At 41.5% G+C, this 24,624-nt stretch carries 11 protein-coding genes; all 11 read left to right on the top strand.

Annotated features, from left to right (window positions below; translation table 11 throughout):
- Window positions 1-25: 25 nt before the first annotated feature.
- The 11 genes from BQ5453_RS12035 (at window position 26) to BQ5453_RS11985 (ending at window position 24,618) form a co-directional block, all read left to right on the top strand.
- On the top strand, window positions 26-4,972 hold the full coding sequence (locus BQ5453_RS12035; RefSeq protein WP_071123378.1) for an Eco57I restriction-modification methylase domain-containing protein: 4,947 nt from the start codon (window positions 26-28) through the stop codon (window positions 4,970-4,972).
- Window positions 4,973-5,035: 63 nt separating this feature from the next.
- Window positions 5,036-6,070, top strand: a complete 1,035-nt coding sequence (locus BQ5453_RS12030) for a Fic family protein (RefSeq protein ID WP_235860086.1) — start codon at window positions 5,036-5,038, stop codon at window positions 6,068-6,070.
- 133 nt (window positions 6,071-6,203) lie between these two features.
- Window positions 6,204-7,940 (top strand): sacsin N-terminal ATP-binding-like domain-containing protein, encoded by a 1,737-nt coding sequence (locus BQ5453_RS12025; RefSeq protein WP_071123376.1) that lies wholly within the window; start codon window positions 6,204-6,206, stop codon window positions 7,938-7,940.
- A complete protein-coding gene (locus BQ5453_RS12020) occupies window positions 7,870-12,888 on the top strand; it encodes a hypothetical protein (RefSeq protein ID WP_071123375.1) in 5,019 nt (1,672 codons plus the stop codon). Before BQ5453_RS12025 ends, BQ5453_RS12020 begins: the two co-directional genes overlap by 71 nt.
- Before the next feature lie 81 nt (window positions 12,889-12,969).
- Entirely contained in the window at window positions 12,970-13,347 is a 378-nt protein-coding gene (locus tag BQ5453_RS12015; protein WP_143033257.1) for an ISAon1 family transposase N-terminal region protein, read from the top strand.
- A gap of 34 nt (window positions 13,348-13,381) precedes the next feature.
- Window positions 13,382-14,425 (top strand): transposase, encoded by a 1,044-nt coding sequence (locus BQ5453_RS12010; protein ID WP_074027632.1) that lies wholly within the window; start codon window positions 13,382-13,384, stop codon window positions 14,423-14,425.
- A 168-nt stretch (window positions 14,426-14,593) separates the two neighbouring features.
- Entirely contained in the window at window positions 14,594-14,971 is a 378-nt protein-coding gene (locus BQ5453_RS12005) for an ISAon1 family transposase N-terminal region protein (RefSeq protein WP_143033257.1), read from the top strand.
- Between the two features lie 34 nt (window positions 14,972-15,005).
- A complete protein-coding gene (locus BQ5453_RS12000) occupies window positions 15,006-16,049 on the top strand; it encodes a transposase (RefSeq protein WP_074027632.1) in 1,044 nt (347 codons plus the stop codon).
- A 150-nt stretch (window positions 16,050-16,199) separates the two neighbouring features.
- Entirely contained in the window at window positions 16,200-16,469 is a 270-nt protein-coding gene (locus BQ5453_RS11995) for a hypothetical protein (protein WP_143033402.1), read from the top strand.
- Between the two features lie 6 nt (window positions 16,470-16,475).
- Window positions 16,476-18,485 (top strand): AAA domain-containing protein, encoded by a 2,010-nt coding sequence (locus BQ5453_RS11990; protein WP_071123373.1) that lies wholly within the window; start codon window positions 16,476-16,478, stop codon window positions 18,483-18,485.
- A 1-nt stretch (window position 18,486) separates the two neighbouring features.
- The gene (locus BQ5453_RS11985) at window positions 18,487-24,618 is read left to right on the top strand and encodes a DEAD/DEAH box helicase (RefSeq protein ID WP_071123372.1); all 6,132 of its coding nucleotides are present in this window, start codon (window positions 18,487-18,489) and stop codon (window positions 24,616-24,618) included.
- The last annotated feature ends 6 nt before the right edge of the window (window positions 24,619-24,624 follow it).

Genomic DNA, 24,624 nt, shown 5'->3' with positions numbered 1-24,624 from the left:
TCAAAATGAAAATCGCAAGCTCATTATGGCTGACAATATAAAATACCGTTTTATACAGAACGTGGGAGACTATTTCCCTTCTGGATATTTCAGCGACGACTTTTTCGATAAGGTGCAGAAGTGTGCCGGCATTTCAAACGACGAAATTAAGGAAATCTGCAGTCTTTATGTGCGTCTGAAGCAGGAATATAACGACTACAAGAACTTCATCATCAACGATCGTCCCCGTGTGGAAGATGCCATCAAGACGACGCACGACTTCCACACACGTCTGTTGTCTGTTCTTGGTTATGAAACCGACCATGCCTACCAAGAACCTTGCATCGTCAACGATGAGGCTACGCCTGTCGAGATGATACCTGTGCGCCATGTCATTCGTCAAGGTCAGCAAGTTAAAATGTTCATAATGGAGATGCAAAACCTCATCCCCATCGAGGAGAAAGAACCTGCAGGCTTGTTCGAGCAGCAGTATGAAAGTGAGGTAATTAGCGGACAGCAAAAGTATGCTGCCCGCCAATGGCGTTATGTCTTCAATCTGGATACCGAGAAGTATAAGATTTCTCCTGCCATCATCAACAAAGCCATCACGCATATCTTTCTCTTGCCCGAGGAGCGTCGCCCGCATTTCATCCTGATGTTGGCAGGCAACACCGTGTTCCTTTTCGACAAGGACAAGTGGGCTAAGGGTAGCTATCTGCAGTTCTCGCTCGACGACCTCTTTGCGCAGGCAAGCATCGATGCCAAGCATCGCACCTACTATGCACTCTTCCACATGCTTGTGTCTAAGCATACTTTGGCAGCAGAAGGCGAGATGGTGCTGATGGACACCATCATTGAGGAGAGTTATAAGAATGCTTATGAGGTGACGAAGGATCTTAAGGAAGGTGTGATTCTTGCCGTAGAGACCCTTGCCAACGAAGCTCTCTATTGGTGGAAGCAGAACAACAACATTCCCGTGACCGACTATACCGACGACACTTTTGAGTCGGAGGTGAAGGACGACTGCCTTACCATTATCTATCGTCTGCTCTTCCTCTTCTATGCCGAGAGTCGCGATGAACTCGAAATTCTGCCTGTCAATGACGAGGTATATAAGTTGGGCTATTCTTTAGAGTCTTTGCGCGACTTAGAGATGGTACGTTTAAACTCAGATGCCAGTCGCAATGGCTATTTCTTTGACGATAGCATACATCATCTTTTCTCACTTCTGTCTGATGGTCATAACGCCAAGGCGGCCGATGGAAACAGCAAGAGTTTTCGTGTACGTCCTATTGACTCTCCTCTTTTTAATGACAAGAATTTGCACCATCTTGCCGATGTGCGCATCCGCAACATCAAGTGGCAGGATATTATCAAAGCGCTATCGCTCTCAAAGAAGAAAAACTATTGTGGCCGTATCAGCTATGCCAACTTAGGTGTGAACCAGTTGGGTAGCGTCTATGAGTCGTTGCTTGCCTTCCGTGGTTTCTATGCCGAGGAGGATTACATCGAGGTGCATAAGGCAAACGCTCCTCAGGATGGCACCTTCCTTGTGCCATACAGCCGTATGGGCGATTTTGACATATCAGAGGTGCTTTGCGACCAGCAGACAGGCAGTCCCGTCATCTTGCCAGAGGGTACCTTCGTATACAGATTGAACGGACGCGATCGTCAAAAGTCAGCCAGCTACTATACGCCTGAGGTGTTAACTCGCAGCACTGTGAAGTACACGCTCAAATCTATCCTTGACGATGTGCGTGCCAACAAGCGTCAGGCAACCGAACTCCTTGAGCTAAAGATTCTTGAGCCAGCCATGGGTGCTGCCGCCTTCCAGAATGAGGTTATCAATCAGTTGGCTGAGGCTTACCTTGCCGAACAGCAACGTCAGCAGAGAGAAAAGGGCCTGCGCAACTGGCGCATACAGCCCGACCGTTATCGCGACGAGTTGCAGAAGGTGAAGGCTTATATAGCCACACATAATGTTTATGGTGTCGACTTGAACCCAACTGCCATTGAGTTGGGTAAGCTCTCCCTATGGCTAAACGTTATCCATAAGGACATGGAGACTCCATTCTTTGCCAACCGTTTGGCTTTGGGTAATGCCGTTATTGGTGCTTGGCTTAAGGTGTACAGCAAGCAGGACGTTTATGGCATCTTCGACCGTCGTGGCTCTACGGCAAAGGTAAACAAATGGTGGGAGAAGGCTCCGCACAAAGTTAAGTTCTTCAGCAACAGAGTTAATCGCTCTGTCAACGAGGTGTATCATTTCCTTTTGCCTGATGCCAACATGCTCGGTGTGCGTAGCATCAAGGAGCAGAAGAAGGCGCATGCCAATGAGGATAAGCGCATGGCTGCTATGCTCAAGGATTGGACTGCACCTATCACGGATGCTGACTTCAAGACCTTGCAGCGCATATCGGGCAAGATTGATGTGCTCTTGAAAGAGTATTTCACCAATCAGCTTTCGATTGACAAGCTCACCAACAACCGCAACGATATTTGGGATGGCATTGACCATTCAGCAAGCAATACGCTCTTTAAGGCTGAGGAGCAGGCGGAGTCTTATGCCAAGAAGCAGCAACTCTTCGACACGCGTTATCGCCACGACAATGCCTATCGCAAACTCAAATTGGCAATGGACTATTGGTGTGCCCTGTGGTTTTGGGAGTATGACGATGCTATAAATTTACCTACTCGCCAGGAGTATTGGGGCGACATAGAGGCTTTGCTTGATGTGGATAACTCTCAGCTTGACACCAAGACCCGTCAGGCTTTGGAACGTGCTGGCTCGAATGTGGTATCTGAGGATATGCCGGAATATGGCAAAATGACAGAAGATGAATCGCAGATTGTGACAAAGACCCAAGAAGAGATTCTTACGGACTCTCATGCTCATGTGTCGTTGTTTGCAGAGGAGGATCCTTTGCGCCTGAAGATTGCCGACCGCCTTGCCAAGCGTTACCATTTCTTCCACCCAATGCTGGAATTTATTGAGGTGTTCTGGCTGAGGGATGGATTTGATATTATATGTGGTAATCCGCCATGGATAAGAAATGAGTTTGATGAGCAAGGGATTATTTCAGAGAAATATCCTGAGGTAGCAATTCGCAAGGTATCGGCTCCTGATGTAAGACATACCAAAGAAGCTTTTTTGAGCAATTCTGTATTAAACAAATTATATGTGGACGAACAAATAGAAGCTGCTTGCTCTGGAGTTTTCCTTAATTCTGTTTGTAATTATCCATTGTTGATTGGTCAAAAGGCTAATCTATATAAGTGTGTGCTTACTAATTGTATGGATTTGGCTTCTGCAAACAATGGTTACATAGGTATACTCTGTCCTGATGGTATTTATGACGACCCTAAGGCCCAATTACTTAGACGCGAACTCTATAAGCGTTTGCGCTATCATTTCCAGTATCAAAATGAACTTCGGCTTTTTGCCGAAGTTCATCACCATACGGTGTATGGTGATCAACTTCTCGGCCCACGCCGAAGTTCATCACCGCGCTTCGCTTCGCTCAGCAATTTGTTCCATCCAAGTACAGTGGACGCTTGTTTTGTGCATGATGGACATGGATTGTGTGGAGGCATTAAAGATGAAAATGGGAATTGGAATACTAAGCCACACCGTGATCGCATTGTACACTTTACTGATAAAGAAATAGCACTATTGTCTGATACTTTTGAAGATGGAACAACACACGATTGTGCAAAGTTGGTAAGTATTCATTCACAAGAAATAATTAATGTGATTGAAAAAATTGCTAACTTCTCTACGCATGTTCGCGATAAGCAACCTATCATCACAATGTCTATTAACGAGACTCATGGTGTTGATGATGGCATTATGAAGCGTTTAACTTGTGTGCCAAATACTGAAAACTATGAGATGATATATAGCGGTCCTCATTTCCATGTTGCAAATCCATATTATAAGACACCACGTCAAAGTTGTGTGCTTAATTCTGATTATGACAATATTGATTTAACAGAAATCAATGCTGATTATGTACCACGTACTAATTATGTGCCAGTAATGCCTCTAAAAGAGTACAGAGAACTCTTTAAAGGTTTCCAAAATGGACAATATAAAGACGGTAAACCTGTTTATGATAATTGGATGGATTATTATAAGGTGGGATTCCGTAATATGTTGAGTATTGAAGGTGAACGTTCGTTGATATGTGCTGTTTTGCTTCGCAAAACAGCACATATCCACGCAGTCATATCCACTGCGTTCCGCAGTGGATATGACTGCGTGGATATGGCTGCGCTTTGTTCAAGTGTTGTTTTAGATTTTTACATAAAAACTATTGGTTCTTCCAATTTATTGCCTAAACGTTTATCTTCACTTCCGCTTGGAACACCTGTAAAATATCAGGCGGCTATGTATTCTAGGGCACTCGTACTAAACTGTTTGACAATAGAGTATGCAGACCTATGGGAGAGTTGTTGGCGCGATGATTATATTAACGAAAAGTGGAGTATTGAGGACAATCGCTTAAAGTCATTTAGAATATTGACAGAAAAGTGGACGGCAGACATTCCCTTGCGCAACTACTTTGAGCGTAGACAAGCTTTGGTAGAAATTGATGTAATAGCAGCTATGGCATTGGGCTTGACCTTAGAAGACTTGGAGATGATCTACACCATTCAGTTCCCCGTTCTTCAGCAGAACGAGGCAGATACGTGGTACGACCAAAAGGGCAACATCGTCTTTACCTGCTCGAAGGGATTGACAGGCGTTGGTCTTGACCGCAAGCGCAACACTAAGACAGGTATGTTGGGATGGGAAGACATCCGTGGAGAGCAGATAGACGAAAATACCTATGCAGGAACCTCGCCTACTCACACCCATACCATCGACCCTGCCAAGAGCGAACTCTATGGCGGACAGCAAGTAACCTATTATGCTCCCTACACCAAGTGCAACCGCATAGAAGACTATCGCCGCGCCTGGGCTCACTTCGAGAAGATATTTAATAAGTAGTATCAGCGTTTGCCAGTGTAGAACAAAACTCGTATCACTATGAAGCAATATATCAACGAACTCTTGTCAGTTCTGAAAGAATACCACCAATTGGAAATAGCCAATCAGATAGACTATCAGAAGTTCTATCTGTATTCTATCATTACTCACTCTACAGCCATTGAGGGCTCTACGGTGACAGAGGTAGAGAACATGCTACTCTTTGATGAAGGCATTTCCGCTAAAGGTAAACCCATGGTGGAGCAACTTATGAACCTCGACTTGAAACGAGCTTACGAACAGTCTATCAGTTGGGCAAAGGAGCATAAGCCTTTTACTATAGAAATGCTACAACAGCTCTCGGCTATAGTGATGAGAAACACAGGTAGCCACTATAGCACTTTGGGAGGTGAGTTCGACTCTTCCAAAGGTGACTTGCGATTGTGTGGAGTAACCGCAGGACCTGGTGGACGTTCATACATGAACTATCGCAAGGTGCCAATGAAACTGAAAGAGCTATGTGACTACATCAACCAACGACGCGACGCTCTCATCAAAAAAGCCGATGATATAGAAGCTTATCTTCTGAGCTTTGATGCCCATAACTTTCTCGTTACCATACATCCTTGGGTGGATGGCAACGGAAGAATGTCGCGACTCGTAATGAACTATCTGCAATTTGAGTTTGGGCTCATCCCTACAAAGATTCTGAAGGAAGACAAAGCTGCATATATCGAGGCACTCAATCAATCACGCGAAGAAGAAACGACAGTTCCTTTTCAGCAGTTTATGCTGCAAGAGCATAGCAAGAATCTACGCAATGAGATTGAGGTATTCAAAAAATCAATGGCAGAAGACATTGTCATCAATGAAAACAAGGTGGTCCAGAAAGGTGGTCCAGAAAATAAAGAGGTGGTCCAAAAGAGTGGTTCAGAAACAAGAGACGCCATCATCCGACTGATAGCCGACAACGCTAACATTACCTCAAGAGACATGGCAAACAAGCTAAATATCAACAGAAGCGCCATACTAAAACACCTCAAGAAATTGCAAGAAGAAAACCTCATTGCCCGCGAAGGTTCACAGAAATCAGGCCGATGGATTATCTTAAGGAAATAACATTTCAACCGCAAGTGATTATTTTGAAAAATATTAAACGTAAATAGAACATACTAATAAATGAAAGTGTAAATCTTTCAGAGATTGAAATACATGTGCCAATCAACATAAATCAAAAAAGTAAATACAAAGCATGACGTACTTTAAGAATAAATATCAAATGATAAAAGCGACTGATGATGAAATTAGGGAGTTTTTTGCAACTACTATATTTGAAGGTGTGTTTTCTCATGAAATTAGAAGTAGTTTCACAGACAAATTTAAGGGACACATTAATTCTATCAAAATCAATGGAGTCGCTACTAATGTAATTGGTGCATTCATCAATGTCCCCAATTATGCCAACGACATACCTGAAGGAGAATGTACATTCCAATGTTATGTTAAGGAAGATGTACGTATCTCGCCATCGCGGATAAATTTTTCATTATCTCCACGAACCTTGAGAAGTAAGAGTGATCAATTTGTACATTCCAATGTTCGAGAAGGTGAATTAACGAATGAGGATGTATTCGAGTTGTGGGGTGTAGATAATTGCGAATTTATTGGTTACTACCATTCTGACACAAAATCAGTTGGTTATATCATTGACGATTTGAGAAAGACAAATTTTGATCGCATTCCTCCTTACCTTACAAACAAAAAAGCAATATCCTTGTGGCTTAAATACCCACAGAGAGACCTTGAGTTGAATAATTATTACAGATTCACTTGGAAACTATCTCATAGGGATGCTAGCAATCCTTATGAGATATACCTTGACAATCAATACGCTCCACAGAGAATAACACCCAAATGGTTTATCAATAAACTGTTCGAAGATCGTCATAGCGATAAATCAAAAAACTTTGGTTCAGCAGCTAACTTCCTTGACACACTTAGCAAACAGCTAAGCGCCAAGGAGTCTACTTTTGTTTATGAGCTTCTGCAAAATGCCAATGATTATCCTGTAGAAGGACAGATGGTGGATGTGGAGTTTCATATTACAGACAATTATTTGCTTTTCCTTCATTCGGGTGATAAATTCAATGTGCGAAATATTTCTGGTATTTGCGGTATTAACGAGAAAGAAAAAGTTGCGAATAGGAAAACCATTGGCTATAAAGGCATAGGCTTTAAGACAGTGTTCCTTAACAATCACTATGTGTATTTGCGTACAGGTGATTATTCTTTCCGTTTTGATCAAGGTGAGACACCGGAAAAGAAAAGAGGAGGAAAAATTAAAAGACAGGATGCTCCTTTCCAAATCCTGCCAATTTGGACGGAACATGAGGAAGTGGAAACAGAAGTAAATTCTGTATTTGATAGTGCTGATAAGAAATTTCAGGTTCAAATTGCTTTACGACCTGATGACAAGAGAATACTCCATTTAGGAAAGAATTGTTATGAGAATCTTTTCCGTGAAGTCTTCTCGGATTCGAATATAATTCTGTTCATTCCCAACATAAATTCTGTTCGTGTTTTTATAAATGGTCAGGAGGAACGTGCATGTTTCCGTAATAATGAAGAATGGATTGTAGGTGACTATGAGAATGAGATAGAGGAAGACTTACAGCTCTTGATAAATAAGACAATAGAAAAAGGTAATAGTCGTATTCCAGAGAAGTATACAGACTTTGACTACACTAAGGTTTCATTTGCTTGTAAGCACGAGGGTGCTATAATCAAGCCTGTTGAAGATGCTACTTTATATTGCTACTTGCCAACAAAAGCTTCTTGGGGGCTTCCGTTCCTCATGAATACGGACATGATACCTAAAGGAGACCGAAATGACATAGAAACAGAGGTTAAACTGGTTGATGAAGATGAGACAAACTTTAATGAAGAACTTGCAGCTATTGCTGGTTCTAAACTCTTCATGTTGGATTAAAGATCTTCTCAAATCCAGAAAGTACCATTTAGGTTCAGTGTTCTCTTTGATTCCTGATTTTAAGAAATGCAAGGACAAACATAAGGACTATTTGAATTTTATTGAAAGATTTGCCGAAGCTTTTGACAATTGCCTTGAGTCGGATCAGATAGTCCCTGTACCCCAAGGAATTGCACTTGTCAATCGTGTTATTTTAGATACCACGGGACTAAGTACCTCTGGCATCATGACTGATGATGAATTCTGTAGGTTCATAGGAAAAGAAGAGTATTATCTTCCATTGCCTATATTAAGACAAGACAAGCACTTTAATTCATTCTTGAAACGTTATGCATGCGATGAGCAAAGATTTGACGAAGAAAATTTGAGTGAGCTTATTGCAAATGATGATTTCCATGAGTGGTTGAAAGACCAGGAGAACAATAATAAGTTCTTGAACTTTCTCTTGGAAAACGATTATTTGGAAGATTACTTTGATGAAGCAATATTCATAGAAGAGAAAAGTGGAGAACTTTTCTCTGCAAATGATTTGTATTATGATATTGATGAGGAATTGGAAGACCTGTCTGCTTTCAGTTCCCATTTGTGCTATCTGTCATTCAAAACGCGCGAATTTTTCAGAGATAATGAAAAATGGAACGAAGTTTTTAATAAAAAGAGTTTCTATGAGTATGATTCTAAACGTTTTATAAACGAGACTTTGTTAAGCGACAACTGGGATGAGACCGTTCAGGCTTTGAAGGAATGGAATACTTCGTTCCATTTTTATAGCTATCTGGCAAAGAAAAACATTGTACCTGAAGATCTCTGTAGTCTTCCTTTCTTCAATGATGAAGTTGAACCAGTTATTGTTGACGATTTCAATGATAACTTTGTCTTCTTTTCATCTTCTGAAGGAAAGAAGACCTGTAGTGAATCATGGTTGTCTTCAGTAACATTCTCTTTTGTATCTCCTAACTACGATAAGGCTACACTTGATTATTTCAAAGAGAATGCTGGAGTTCTAGATTATTCTGATGACATTATTGTGAATGACATTATACTGTCGGAGGACTATCATGATGGGATCAACGAATCTCAACAAGAGAATAAGGAAAAAAGTGTTGCTTTCGTAAAATTCTGTTATGAGCATGGTACTTCATTTAGTAGTGGCTCATTACGTGACTATGCGCTCAACGCTTATGATTGCGATGGTGGCGAAACATTTGTCCTTTACGAAGACCATATCTACTTCCCTTCAGAGTGTTTTGATGAATGTTCACAGAGAGAGTGGCTCAATAGCGACTGGATGTACAGTCTTGATTCTGACTACCTCAACGTGGAAAACGATGAAGAGAAAGTAAAGGATTTCCTTAAAGAGGCTTTCTATGTAGAGGAACTTGATGCCGACAAATTCTATAAGGATATAGTACGCCCTAATATCAGCACTATCGTATCAAACACCAGCGGAAACAACGACGGTGATGGAGCAAAGAATTTAGACTTTATCGCCTACCTTGATGCGAACTACAAATTAGTATTTGAAATAGAGAAGAACGCTGATAAATTTGAGTCCTTCGTATTTGTTGGTAATTCTGACGATGGTGGTTATGATATAGACTCAAACGCTACTTATGTTTATGCTTATGATATAGAATTGAAAGAAATTCTTGATTCGGAATGGTTCCCTGCCGACACTGTAGACATGTGTACAAGCAAATATGGAGACTCAAAGTCTATACTGGCTATAAAAGCCAAGAAATATGATTTTGCAAACTTCTTCAACGATGTCATAACAGAGGAACTTGACAATATCAATAACACTATCAGTTCTAAGGATGCCAGCATAGCTTTCCATGCTTTCGTTATTGACCGTCTTGCAGACCTTACCGACAAGCAAAAGGAAGTAATGAAAGGGGTAAAGGTTTATCTTTATGGTAATGATGATGCTAGTGACAGTTCTGAGGGACATCATATATTAAGCAAAAGCGCACGAGAGTTGGCATCTATGGGATTGGTTGAATTTTCTGACCTTGACATCATTGATCCTGATTATCACATAGAGGAGAATGAAGAGTATTGGAAAACGCGACTGGGAAATGAACCATTTACTGTGACTGACTTCATTACTTGGCTAACTGATAATACCAGTACTTTCTATTCAACAATCGAAGACAAGGATAATAATGTAAAATTCTGGAGATGGGTAAAGGGGTGTAGACTTGCAGATCAAACGCTTGCAAGCCTTCCTGCTCTTCCTGTCTACCTTAAAACAGATGAATATGTTGATTCAGACGAGATTATCTACCTTTCAGACGAATATATCGAAGAAGGTGGATTAGAGACAATTGTTACAAGTTATCATCCAGATGCATTATTCATTAGCAGCGCATATATTGAAGAGGACGATAATGTTGAAGCTTGGAAGGATTTCTGGGTAAAAATGGGTGTACGGTTTGAAATGGTAGACATTCTTATCGACACAATTGATAATAGATTACCAGAGACAGATAATGCCAAACTGCCTGCAACAATTGCAAAATATCGTTCGAAACTTGAAGACCACTATGAGGGAGAGGGAGGTTTGATTTCAAATCTCCAGGATCTTCGTGTCAAGGCTTATGATGGTGAGTTCTATAGTTTGTCAGAAGTTATTTATATTGACAGCGAAAAGGACGAACCTTTCAAATATATAGATATTCCAACTCAAGTTTCGTTTGCTACAGCAGACGAAAGGAGACTCATTGTCGATATATTAGACGAAATAGATGGTAATAAAATCACAAAGCTCACGGAGTGGCAAGAAATTAAGATAGATCGTTATCTTGAAATTCAAGATGATGAAGATAGTGAAGACTTGCTTCGTTCTATACACTTCCGCTTTGTAGATGAACTCGCAGCGATGTATATTGCAGATAAAGATAGTCTCAAAGAGTTTGACCAAATTTCTAAAGTACTCTTCTTAGATTCGGATGATGAGTTTACTGACGTTTCAAAAATGACAGAAGGTAGTCTGTACGAACCATTCTGTGATTTCGAGAAATATGGTCTTGACTATGATTATATCTCTAATTCATATTTACAAGAATGTAAGAATGACATACGAAAGATGTTAAATAGAGTCTTCAAAATTCATTGCAATTTTGAAGAAGATGATATTGTGAATCTGTCAGACAGAGATTTCTCAATCTATTTTTGGAGTCAGTATCTAATGAAACTAGATGCTGACATTCGTGGTGTCAAAAAACTGATAGATGAAGGTAAATTTGACTCTGTAGCTTGTATTCCAACTAAGGATTACATGAAGAAGCCTAGTGAAATATATTCTCTAACGATATCATCGTATGTCAATAAACATGTAGTTGATTGGGAGAATAAATTACCATTAGCGGACCTTCCGAACATTGAATATGATAAGGAGGAAAAACGTACTTTGTTTGGGCTTTTGCTTAGTAAGCCATCCAATACACGTCTTTCTTTCTGTGATTCATTGTATGCTCTTTTCAGCTTCGTTGGTAAGGAAAGAAGAATTCAGTTATTGCAATGGATGATAGAAACTTACGATGAGAAGTATGATGTAGACGTTACCGAATACAGAGCAGATGAATCGGCTAAGTGGAAGAATACAAAAAATGACGATAAGCCAATTGCCGAATTATATGCATTGTCATATAACGAAAAGAAGTTGGAGCAATACTTTGGTAATCTTCCCAAAATCATCAATAAGGAATACCTTCCTGCTGGTCCAATATCTTTCAAAAATGCGTGTGATATACTTCAGATACCTACTATTGAACCAAAAGATTTAATTGTAGACAAAATCGGACAGGTCTCAAAGAATGAGGTATATAAAAAGACATTGAGGATCTATGCTTTGGTTCTTGCGGGATATGAAGATGCAGAGAACTGGAACTCTCGTTATCAAAAGTATAGCGAACTTATTGATGCGCTTGAGTTGTGGTGTTGCGATGCAATTTCTATCAGATATGAGAAAGATGAGAATATTTGCCAAAAACTAAAGAAATTTTATCGCGAAAAAGATTCGGCAGATTTCTACTTTGTCAAGTCGTTGGACGACAAAATTGTATTCGTGCCATTTGTGGAGAGTTTTATTGAGTATCTAGGAATTGAAGCCGACGAGGACCTCGTTAAAACCGTTATGGATAGCCGTGAAGCAGCGATTGAAAAAGTTAAAGAAAACAACCCCCTGATGCTTGATGATGCCTTTAAGGAAGAACTTGATCTTTTGATTCCTGGAATTAAAAGAGAACTTAATGGCAACGAAGCAGATGATACGGATTTCGTTGATATAGACAATCGTCATATATTTACAGGCTATACTGGCGAATATGAGGGTGAAACCTCACAAGAAGATAATCCTGAGGATAACGAATTTGCTGATAACGATGTAGATGATAATGAGCCGAAGAAAATTTGTTCAGATAAGGGGGCTACTCATGATTACCCGACGACTATAGAATCGGGCGAGAGAAAGTCTTCTGAAAATGTTACACGAACAAGGGCAGGTGAAGGTACAAGTTCCTATATTGACTTGAATGGACGGGAAGGTTCAATGAACAATTATGAAGAGGTAAATAATGGCTCAATTGATTCTGATACAGCCGCAAAATCGTCTGAAAGCAACAACTATAAGGACACATTCACTCAAAAAGAACAAGATGATGTTATCCGCGAGTACTCTGAAAAAGTATCTGAATTCATGGGTGGCGGTTTCTCAATGCCAGAAGATGGAATTAAGGCTAAACATATAATTGCAAGATATCGTGGTCTTATGTACATTAAGGAAAATGCTACGTATCTTTCATTTTCATCTGATTTTGATGAGAAAGAATATATACGATCTGAGAAATATTCTCCGATTCCACTTGTGAATGGAAAAGAACTACATGTTCAGAGTGTAATTTATGGCGCACCCGACAAACCCTGTGGAGGGCTGTGCAGATGCTAACCCAAAAACTGAGTTGCCAAACGATACATGATTGCCCAAAAGTAGTACCTTTGCACTATGAATCAGAATGGCAATAAAAATATGTATGAGGGCCTCGCCTCATATTTCCTCCCCGAAGGAGTTCTTAAATATTTCGAGGTGACAGACTTTGCAACACAGCGTACTCTGGACAAGGATGTTCTTTACACAACAGAGCTTCACATCTATCTGGATGAGCGCGACAATCGCACACCAGACATGAAGGATTCCGTGAGCAATGGTTTTGGGGAAGAATCATGTTTACTTGACTATCCAGCCCGAGACAAGAAGGCGGTACTTCACATACGAAGAAGGCGTTGGACAATGCCGGATGGCACAACAAGAAGTGTTGACCTTGACAAGGAGTTTGAACTGAAGCATAAGGGCACTCGATACGCGAAGGACTTCGCGCTTTTTTTAAAGAGGGCGAATGGACTCTGAGACGATAACCGCTCGTCAGATTGGTTATACGTACATGATTAACAGCTCCACGTTTGCCAAAAGATACAAGGACGCCCTGAGTAACTTCGAGACGTGGGAGCAGAAGGATCACGCATCCAAGTGGATTCTTATTCCGCAAAACGTAGGTAAGGAGCAAGGCATAGACGAGACCTCCCTCCAGGGCGAACTGTACACTATCGTTCACAACAAGGATGCCCATGGTCGCAAGGGTGCAATCATAGCAGTAGTCAAGGGAACGAATCCTGCTGACGTACTGAAGGTTCTCATGCAACTACCTGCAGATAAGCGTGAAATGGTTGAGAATATCACGATGGATCTCTCAGATTGCATGCGTGTCATAGCCCGAGAGGCATTCCCTAAAGCCACAGTCATACGTGACTGCTTCCATGTCGTAAAACGCGGTGGAGAGGGCTGCGAAGAGATACGCCTGCGCCTGAAACGAAAAGCCGTAAAGGAGGCGAACAGACAGAAGGCAGAGTTTCGCAAATACCTCGAAAATCTGGCAGCGCAGAGAAAGGCTTACCGCGAGCGAATGAGGAAAAGGCATGGGAAGAACTGGAAGAAGAGCAAGCGCGGAAGAAAGCCTATGAGGCTGAACACTCGCTTTGAACCCAAAAGGCTTGAAAATGGCGAGACTCTTGTAGAGGCACAGACACGATGTCGCAAGCAATTGTCCATGAGCCGAGAGAAGTGGAGCGCAACGCAGAAAAAGCGTGCGAAGATACTTTTCGCACTCTACCCAAAACTTGAAGAAGCATACAATCTGATCAACTCCCTTAGAGCCATATTCAGAAACAAGAAACTCACAAAGGAGACTGCCAAACAGAATTTCAAGGGGTGGTATGAGAAAGTGGCTTCCTGCACTCTGCGTGAAATCAAGTCCGTACGCGATACCATCAGATTCTATGAGGATGAAATCCTGAACTACTTTGACGGACGTAAGACTAACGCTTCAGCTGAATCGTTGAACTCAAAGATCAAATGCTTTCGTGCACAAGTAAAAGGAGTCATAGACATACCATTCTTCATGTATCGTTTAGCAACAGTTTTGGGTTAGCATCTGCACGGCCTACTCCACAGGGTTTGTCGGGTGCGCCTNNNNGGCGCACCCGACAAACCCTGTGGAGGGCTGTGCAGATGCTAACCCAAAAACTGAGTTGCCAAACGATACATGATTGCCCAAAAGTAGTACCTTTGCACTATGAATCAGAATGGCAATAAAAATATGTATGAGGGCCTCGCCTCATATTTCCTCCCCGAAGGAGTTCTTAAATATTTCGAGGTGACAGACTTTGCAACACAGCGTACTCTGGACAAGGATGTTCTTTACACAACAGAGCTTCACATCTATCTGGATGAGCGCGACAATCGCACACCAGACATGAAGGATTCCGTGAGCAATGGTTTTGGGGAAGAATCATGTTTACTTGACTATCCAGCCCGAGACAAGAAGGCGGTACTTCACATACGAAGAAGGCGTTGGACAATGCCGGATGGCACAACAAGAAGTGTTGACCTTGACAAGGAGTTTGAACTGAAGCATAAGGGCACTCGATACGCGAAGGACTTCGCGCTTTTTTTAAAGAGGGCGAATGGACTCTGAGACGATAACCGCTCGTCAGATTGGTTATACGTACATGATTAACAGCTCCACGTTTGCCAAAAGATACAAGGACGCCCTGAGTAACTTCGAGACGTGGGAGCAGAAGGATCACGCATCCAAGTGGATTCTTATTCCGCAAAACGTAGGTAAGGAGCAAGGCATAGACGAGACCTCCCTCCAGGGCGAACTGTACACTATCGTTCACAACAAGGATGCCCATGGTCGCAAGGGTGCAATCATAGCAGTAGTCAAGGGAACGAATCCTGCTGACGTACTGAAGGTTCTCATGCAACTACCTGCAGATAAGCGTGAAATGGTTGAGAATATCACGATGGATCTCTCAGATTGCATGCGTGTCATAGCCCGAGAGGCATTCCCTAAAGCCACAGTCATACGTGACTGCTTCCATGTCGTAAAACGCGGTGGAGAGGGCTGCGAAGAGATACGCCTGCGCCTGAAACGAAAAGCCGTAAAGGAGGCGAACAGACAGAAGGCAGAGTTTCGCAAATACCTCGAAAATCTGGCAGCGCAGAGAAAGGCTTACCGCGAGCGAATGAGGAAAAGGCATGGGAAGAACTGGAAGAAGAGCAAGCGCGGAAGAAAGCCTATGAGGCTGAACACTCGCTTTGAACCCAAAAGGCTTGAAAATGGCGAGACTCTTGTAGAGGCACAGACACGATGTCGCAAGCAATTGTCCATGAGCCGAGAGAAGTGGAGCGCAACGCAGAAAAAGCGTGCGAAGATACTTTTCGCACTCTACCCAAAACTTGAAGAAGCATACAATCTGATCAACTCCCTTAGAGCCATATTCAGAAACAAGAAACTCACAAAGGAGACTGCCAAACAGAATTTCAAGGGGTGGTATGAGAAAGTGGCTTCCTGCACTCTGCGTGAAATCAAGTCCGTACGCGATACCATCAGATTCTATGAGGATGAAATCCTGAACTACTTTGACGGACGTAAGACTAACGCTTCAGCTGAATCGTTGAACTCAAAGATCAAATGCTTTCGTGCACAAGTAAAAGGAGTCATAGACATACCATTCTTCATGTATCGTTTAGCAACAGTTTTGGGTTAGCATCTGCACGGCCTACTCCACAGGGTTTGTCGGGTGCGCCTAATTTATGGTATTTGGTATTTATCACCTTCCATATGGAATGCCATCGTAAATCAGGGTAACTATGCTTGCCTATGTACAGGATTTGGCGATCATGATTTTAAGATGATTATGGATAAGGATGATGTTAAGGCAATAGCAGAAAGTAGTAATAATGTGTTGATGAAGATGTCGCCATCTAATAGTATGGATATAATGTCTACTATAGAAAGTGTTTTGAATCCGGATAGCATCTTGATAGGTGATAATATCAGATTAGACACAATCTATACTGACAGAAATGTTCACTTAATGCTAAAAGTCCATCAAACTCCAAATTCTGATTTGAATAGCATCTTTGACGAATATTTTAATTCAGAGGGTAATATGGAATTAGACTAAAAGATTATGGACAGATTAGAACAATACGAAAAGTTCTTCAAATTGCAACGAAGAGATCAAGAGAAAAAGTATGAATTGTATGCAAATACATCTTTGAATAGTCTTTTTGAAATTGGAAGGGCATTTTATGGATCAATCGTCGGTACAACTGAGCACGGACAGATGGTTATACATTTTGAGACGAGGACAACACCTCGCCTTAAGGTACCTATGGTGCTATGTATCTTAAGGAAATCGTCTTATGACAAGTATGGCTTTACTATCCAATCATGGAACTGTACCAGCTTGAAGTTTAGAGAAAATTTCAATGTACACACAAGTTTTTCTGATATTGTTCCATTGTACTTCCTTAGCGATAGGAAAACTGTGGGGTGCAGCAAAGTGAGTTTAGAAATGCTTAATGCGGTTCGTAGTGGATTGGCACAACATAAAGAACTCAGGTTTGTCATGCTAGAGACATTGCCACCAACAGAGTTGTTGATGAACTTGTCTGATTACATCAACCAACATCAGTCAGATAAGAATCTCCTGTTAACCCCCAAGATCACCTATAACAATTGGTCTCCTGTTGAACTTAAAAGTACAGACAATGTACCAGAAAGAATAATAAAGGCTTTAGAAACTTCAGACGTATGTGTTTTGCAAGGCCCTCCAGGAACAGGTAAAAGTTATACACTTGGAAGTATCATCAGCAAGATAACAACAGAGAAGAAAAGCGTTTGCGTTACTACTCAAAGTAATGCAAGTCTGATTTCGTTGATTTCCCAAGGAACCATGACTCAGGTCATTCAGAATGGTACCATCTGTAAGACCATGTTATCAGCTGAAGAAAAGAAGAAACATTCTTTCTTGGTGGCTGCCGATAAGGACTTGTTGATAGCAAAAGGCTGTTTGCTTTGTTCTACTTACTATTCACTATCAAGAATAATAAATAAAGTAGACAACCCTATTTACGACTTGATAGTTATCGAGGAGGCATCGCAGGCATTCTTGACAGCCATTGCTGCGTTTATGAGATTAGGCAAGAAATGCCTAATCGTAGGTGATCCTATGCAGCTACCTCCTGTTGTCGAAATTAACAATGCAGCGGATTATCAAGGAATAGATGTAGACACTCAAGCGAATGGCATGATGACTTATGTGTGTTCAACGAATATGCCTAGTTTTAGAATGACAACGTCATTTCGTCTTACATCGGCCAGTACAAATCAGTCTAAATACTTTTATGGTGGAAACTTTACAAGCGTACAGAAGAAGAAAACATTGTTCAATGTGCCATCTGATGTGAAACCATTTTTCCCAGATGAAGGTGGAACTATTATATATACTACGAAAGGATCTAGTGGCGCAGACTGCTCTAAGGACGCATTAGATGTCATTCGCAAGATTGTGAATGTTTTTTACGGCTATTATCCTAAAAGAAGACTCGCTATTTTGTCACCATTCGTATTAACAACAAAAGCCCTTCAGGCTGAGTTCTGTAATGATGACCAAAAGGTAGGTATACTCGTTGACACAATTAACAGAATACAAGGAGAAACCGTAGATTACACAATCTACTACGTTCCCTCGCGCAATTATGATTTCGCGTTTTCTGACAATTTATTTAATGTAGCTACAAGTCGTTCAAGAAGTACGACCTTGCTTATTACAGATATGCCTATTGATATTATACCAGTAAAGTCAAACCTAGTTAAGCAATTCTTGTCGAATTGCGTAGAAGTGGACTTTAGCCGAAATGGTGATATTAACAGGGAAGATGTAAAGTCATTATACCCTGGTCTCGAAGATATAGTGGATTTACTCCTCGACAATGGTATTCCATTCAGTATGGATGGTGATGTTGACTTATTAGATCATAATGACATGGTCATAGCTACAGCTGGATTACTATTAAGAAAGTCCAAAATTGCTATTGACCCTGTTGATGATGATTCGGTCGTAAAGTTTAAGGCGGCTGGATACCGAGTAGTAGATTCTACTTCATTTAATTTGTCAATGATAAAACAACAATAATATGCTACCTCTTCAACAAGCACGTGAAGTACGTGATTCAATAATAGAGTATATCAAGGCAACCTTCAAGTTCAAAGAGAAGGATGTCAGTGATGCTTTCTATCGCTTCATCGAGAGTAAAGAGGAAGGACTCTTCAAAGGACCATATATCTCGTTGAAGACTCCTTTTGTGTCTGCATCGGAAGAAGAGAACAAAAACATTCCTTTGGAGATTGCTCCCAACTTCCCTCCATACTTGCATCAGTTGCAGGCGTTCCGTCAGCTCTCTATGCAGAACGGTAATGCCCCTAAGCCAACGCTCCTTACTACGGGTACTGGCTCTGGTAAGACAGAGTGTTTTCTTTACCCAATCCTTGACTATTGCTACAACTGCAACAAGTTCAGTCGTCAGGTTGGAGTGAAGGTTATTATCATGTACCCCATGAATGCCTTGGCAAGTGACCAGGCAAAGCGTTTGGCAGAAACCATCTGGAATGACCCTCGACTGAAGGGAAAGGTAACAGCTGGTTTGTTTGTGGGAGAGGGTACCGATCCTAAGGACTATCCTCGAGATATGGGACCTGACCATATCATTGAAAACCGCGATGCTATTCTTGACACTGTGCCCGACATTTTGTTGACAAACTTCAAGATGCTGGACTATGGACTGATGCGTCAGCGCTTCAGCTGCCTATGGAAAGGCAATATTGATACAGACTTCAAGGCTCTGAAGTTTATAGTGCTCGACGAGTTGCATACCTATGATGGCGCACAGGGCACGGATGTGGCAAATTTGATTCGACGTTTGAAGTTGAAACTGAATCTGCCTAAGGGATTATTGTGTCCTATTGGTACTTCGGCAACCATTGGCAATGGCCCAGACAGCAAAAAACGTCTGTGCGAATATGCCTCGGATGTATTCGGAGAGGTGTTCCATGAAGAGAATGTCATTGAGGAACACAGAATACCTGTGTCTGAATATGTGACTGAGTCGATTACAACACTTCCTGATATAAAGCTCATTAAGAGTTGTGAATTTGGAGCTGATGACACGGTTAATTCATATATGAGACGCCTTTGCAAGGTATGGCTTAAGAACTCAAATATCTCGCCAGTTGAAGCCGGAACATATTTGCGCGGTATGAGCATTGTCAAGTCGGTTCTGGATATTTTGAGCCAGGGCATTCTCTCATTGGAAGATGTACAAAAGAAGCTGATTGATCAGGATGTAACCTTCCGACGTCTTTATTTGGATGGTGGTGATAAGGTATGCTCTATTGTTCTCGAAAATCTGTTGGCTCTGATTGCTTATTCAAAACGTCCTCTCAACAATTCTGGAAAGCTCATTCCGATGCTTTATCTGCAGGTGCAGCTTTGGCAACGTGAACTTAGTGGTATTCTTCGTTATTTCCAGAAAGACCCTGAGTTTGCTTGGAGACATAGCTTGAAAAAAGATGAGGATCGTATAGCTTTGCCTATGTATTTCTGTCGTGAATGTGGTGCAAGTGGTTGGCTTTCGCGTCGTTTGGCTACAGATGACAGCTATTGTTCTGACATTTCCACTATCAACAAAGCTTTCATGGATAGAGAAAAAGAGGTAGTTCTTTTGAATATTGAGTCTAAAAAGCACGAGGCCATAGATGAATATGTAAATGAGAATGCAATTAATGTGACACATCACGTCAGCATAAAGAATCTGCGTGAGATGAGCGAAAGCGATAACGACACGTTGAGAGTACGTGTTTGTAGTAGAACGACATCAACACGCAATGGAAATCAGAGGTTTACAACGATATGTCCCGAGTGTAATAGTGATGCAATCTGCGAGATAGGTGGACGTATCTCTACGTTGTCAAGTGTGGCTATAAGCCAAGTGTTGTCGAGCGACTTTGACCATGCAGAAGAGAAGGACAGAAAGATTCTTGTATTCACGAACAGCGTGCAGGATGCTGCTCATCAGGCAGCTTTCTATGAAGCAAGAACTTTCCGATTTCTTTTCCGTCAGTCTATGCAGCAGTATATCAATAGCCTTGACAAGCCCGTTAATGTTGCAGAACTTCAGGAGGGCTTCAAGAAATACTGGAAGGAGAAACTATCTGAGGACGATTATTACAATCGTTTCTTACCGGCAGACTTAGCCTCTCATATTGATCTTCGCCATAATTACCGCGAGGGTAGTGGCTACATGGCTTCTTTTAAGAAAGAATTCGACATACGAGTGGATTGGGAAATAGTTAGCGAATTTGGTCTTACATCACAGCTTGGTCGTACCCTTGAGAAGACGGGGTCATCGGCTACATTCTTCAAAAGTGAAGAGATTCACAAGGTGTATGACTTGATGAAGGAATTCTTGTCAATCAATTCGTTGGAGTATGTAGATGAGGACGAGAAGGCATTCTGCCACTTCGTTTATGGTATCCTACAGCGAATGAGAAGACATGGTGCTGTAGATCATCCATATCTTGACAAATACAGAAATGATGCTCTTACGCTATGGGCATTGAACTGGAAGTTTGATGGTCGTCATTTCCTCAATAGGATGTTCGGAGGAGGTGTCCGTTTCCCAAAACTAATTGGTGTTACCTATCTCGACAAAAATAGTGATATGTTGGATATGGCAGTTTTGAGACGTGAGAAACCTAACTGGTACACCAACTATTTCTGGCGCCATTTCAACTGGCCTATCGAGCGTAATCTTACATTATACAATGAGTTTATTCGTGAACTCTTCCTCAAAATGGAAGAAGTTGGTCTGGTAAATAAAGCTCCTCAGGGTGGTGGCAACTATGTCATCAACCCCAACCATATATGGGTAAGCAAGAATGTTAAACATATCAAGTGTAGCAACTGTCAATCAACACTATATGTAGCCAAGGGTGACAGTCTTGCTGAGGACACTCTTTGTCTTGACTACAAGTGTCAGGGCACTTACTCAGAGGAGATAAAACCCGAGCTCAACTACTATCAGCAGGTGTATAACCGTGCATTGTCTCCTCGTGTATATGCCCGAGAGCATACCGGTTTGCTTGAACGATCGGACAGAGAACAACTTGAGAAGGACTTCAAGGAGCATCCTCATTCAAACTCGGTAAATGTTCTTTCTGCTACATCAACGTTGGAAATGGGTATTGACATTGGCGATCTGAATGTAATGGGTAATGCTAATATTCCACCTAAACCAAGCAATTTCCTACAGCGTGTAGGTCGTGCCGGTCGTAAGGAAGGTTCCGCTCTTGTATTGAACTATGCTCACGCAGGAGAACCTCATGACATGTATTATTTTACTTATCCTGATGAAATGATGGAGGGTGAAGTGTCCACACCGGGATGCTTCCTCGAAGCAAAGGACATCCTGCGCAGACACTTCTTCGCCTATTGTATTGATACATGGATTAGCGAGGATAAGAACAATACGATGCCGGCAAATATCCGTGACTTGAAGCTGACAGAAGATGCGATGTCTTCAGATGGGTTTGTTGTCAATAGGATTATTGCTTTCATCAAGGAGAATAAGAATACTTTGAAGACAAGATTCTCTGAGCAATACGACGAGAAGACCCTGCCTGCCATTGGCATCCTGGCAAAGTCATTGGAGGACGAGTCTTTCTATCAGAATATTCTGAAAGAGTTTCATGCCTTAACAGACCGATTATTTGGGCTTATCGAGGAACTAAATAACTATAAAGAACATGAAGACAGACTACAGCCGAATGATCCGGCTAAAGCTGCGCTCAAGGATCTGATAAAGGCTTGCAAGGCCCAATATGCCAACATCCAAAGTGAAAGTCTCATAGAATTCATGACAAACTGTGGACTTTTGCCTAACTATGCCTTCCCTGAAACTGGCGTCAAGTTGCAGGCGAGTGTGTATTCGACCCTGGAAAAGGAAGATAGCAAGAATAATGTTGCAGAACCAAAAGTAATTGAACTGACACGTTCTGCTTCTCAGGGTATAAAAGAATTGGCTCCAGGCAATAAGTTCTGCACTCAGAAGTTTCAGCTTGAAGTTAGTGGCATCCCTACATTCGATTGGAAAGACAACCTGATATCGATGAGATATTGCTCAAAGTGTGATTGTGTAGCAGAAAAGGGTACTCCAGAATTCTCACTTGCTGCTTGTCCAAAATGTGGCGATCCTTCATGGGGCGTCAACCAACATAAGTATTTGAAATTTACAAGTGCTCGTAGTGCGATGTTCAAGACAGATGCTGCGCTCGATGATTCTAATGAGGAAAGAACCAAAGAACAGTTCATTGTTAAGAAACATTTTATGTTCCATCATAAAGGTGTTGTTTCTTCGTATGCGATGAAAAACCTTGGTTTTGGTATAGAGTTCTGTAATAATATGGATCTCTATGAGGCTAACTATGGCATGCAGATGCAGACTGGCAGCAAAGTAGAAGTAAATAATGAAGCTATCATTCCTGAAAATGGTTTTGTCACCTGCAAATATTGTGGCAAGTCAACGCCATTGCTCTCCAAGTTGAATAAAGAACACAAACCAGTAGGACATCACTACCGTTTCTGTAACCATAAGAATGTGAGTTTTGTGGACGATAGGAATGGTGAGGTATTTGAGCAGCTCTATTTGTATCGTCACATGCAAACCGAAGCCATAAAGATTCTGCTACCTATCCAAATCATGGATGCGAAGGCTGCTGTGGAGATGTTTAAGGCTGGTATTGAACTTGGAATGAAGGAGTATTATCACTCTTCACCTGAGCATATCCGCATTGACTCCTATTCTGAAATGAATCAAGCTACAGGATTGAAAGATTACTATCTTGTGATGTATGATACCATACCTGGTGGTACAGGTTATCTTGCAAAACTCTATAATACTGACGAGTTCTCAAATATGCTGATGTTTGCCTATGACAAGATTAGGGAATGCACTTGTCAGTTGGAAGGTAAGGATGGGTGCTATCATTGCATCCTGACTTATGGTAATCAGTATAGTAGAGATTCTTTCAGCCGCGAACAGGCTGAAATTCTGTTCGGCAAGTTAGTGGGCGGTTCAAAGTCATGGGAACGCATCAAGGGGTCTGTAGGCACTATCGCACAAAATGGTGCAGCTGAGGATAGCGAGTTGGAACTGAAATTTGTTCGTGCATTGCAGACTCTGGCCAAGAGCAAAAATTGGACTTTCGAGAAAGTGCCTGATGATAATGCGTACCACTATGAGTTGAAAGTAGTCGATAAAGAATCTGATACAGAACTTCATTACAATATGAAACCTCAGTTTGAGTTGACTGTTGCCTACGGAGTTAAGCATACCACTATCCCTGATTTCCAAATCATGTGTAACTACGCAAAGATAAATGGTGAGGAAATAAGTGATCTGATCAAGATTCCATGGTGGTCAGTCTTCCTTGATGGTTATAAATATCATGCGTGTGAGCCAAACATGCGATTCTATAGCGACCTGGAGAAACGTGAAGGAATAAAACAAGCAAAACCACAGCGTATGTTCTCATGGACTATAGCATGGGAAGATATTCAACTGTTTGAATCGGAGAAAGAGGATGAGTTAGGAAACAACTCAGTAACTCGCCTCGGACAGCTGCTTGAGAATCCAATGCTTGGTTCAATCAAGGAAACATGTTACTGGTGCATAAGTGATAGTCCTAACTTCTTGTCGAATGGTGGATCACTATACTCTGGTTGTGTTGAAATCAACCCTGATTGCGATGAAAATCTGACAGACTACTCGACAGATGAAGAGGTAGAGGCAGCATTCAGTCAGGGAATAAAATACGATCTCCAGGTAACCAAGGGACATCGGTCTGCTGACAAAGAAGACTGGATTGGTTTCTGGCGTAGATACAATCTTATCCAGTTCTTCTCTGGAAGCCAGACAGAGGAAAAGACTGATACTGTAGAAACGGCAGTTAATCGTGACGAGATTAAGGAACTATACCCAGGAATGGAGGATATCGTCGATGTCTTGCTTGATAACAATGTTCCATTTAGTCATGATGGAGTATTCGAGTTGACGGATGAAGACAATGCGGTCATTGCAAGTGCGGCCATGATTATTGACAATCCTAAGATTGCCATTGACCCGTTCGACGATAATGACAAAGCTGTTTTTACAGACAAGGGATATAAGACAATTTCGCAAGATGAATTTTGTGTTGAACTAATAAAATAAAATATA

Source organism: Prevotellamassilia timonensis (assembly GCF_900106785.1).
Classification (GTDB): Bacteria; Bacteroidota; Bacteroidia; order Bacteroidales; family Bacteroidaceae; genus Alloprevotella; species Alloprevotella timonensis.
The sequence above is the reverse complement of the archived record's forward strand: the minus strand, read 5'-3'. Positions and strand labels throughout refer to the sequence as shown.

Coding starts and splice junctions, on each gene's coding strand:
- BQ5453_RS12035 (WP_071123378.1), top strand. CDS start 26: ATGGCTGACAATATAAAATACCGTTTTATACAGAACGTGGGAGACTAT.
- BQ5453_RS12025 (WP_071123376.1), top strand. CDS start 6,204: ATGACGTACTTTAAGAATAAATATCAAATGATAAAAGCGACTGATGAT.
- BQ5453_RS12020 (WP_071123375.1), top strand. CDS start 7,870: ATGAAGATGAGACAAACTTTAATGAAGAACTTGCAGCTATTGCTGGTT.
- BQ5453_RS12015 (WP_143033257.1), top strand. CDS start 12,970: ATGTATGAGGGCCTCGCCTCATATTTCCTCCCCGAAGGAGTTCTTAAA.
- BQ5453_RS12010 (WP_074027632.1), top strand. CDS start 13,382: ATGATTAACAGCTCCACGTTTGCCAAAAGATACAAGGACGCCCTGAGT.
- BQ5453_RS12005 (WP_143033257.1), top strand. CDS start 14,594: ATGTATGAGGGCCTCGCCTCATATTTCCTCCCCGAAGGAGTTCTTAAA.
- BQ5453_RS12000 (WP_074027632.1), top strand. CDS start 15,006: ATGATTAACAGCTCCACGTTTGCCAAAAGATACAAGGACGCCCTGAGT.
- BQ5453_RS11995 (WP_143033402.1), top strand. CDS start 16,200: ATGGATAAGGATGATGTTAAGGCAATAGCAGAAAGTAGTAATAATGTG.
- BQ5453_RS11990 (WP_071123373.1), top strand. CDS start 16,476: ATGGACAGATTAGAACAATACGAAAAGTTCTTCAAATTGCAACGAAGA.
- BQ5453_RS11985 (WP_071123372.1), top strand. CDS start 18,487: ATGCTACCTCTTCAACAAGCACGTGAAGTACGTGATTCAATAATAGAG.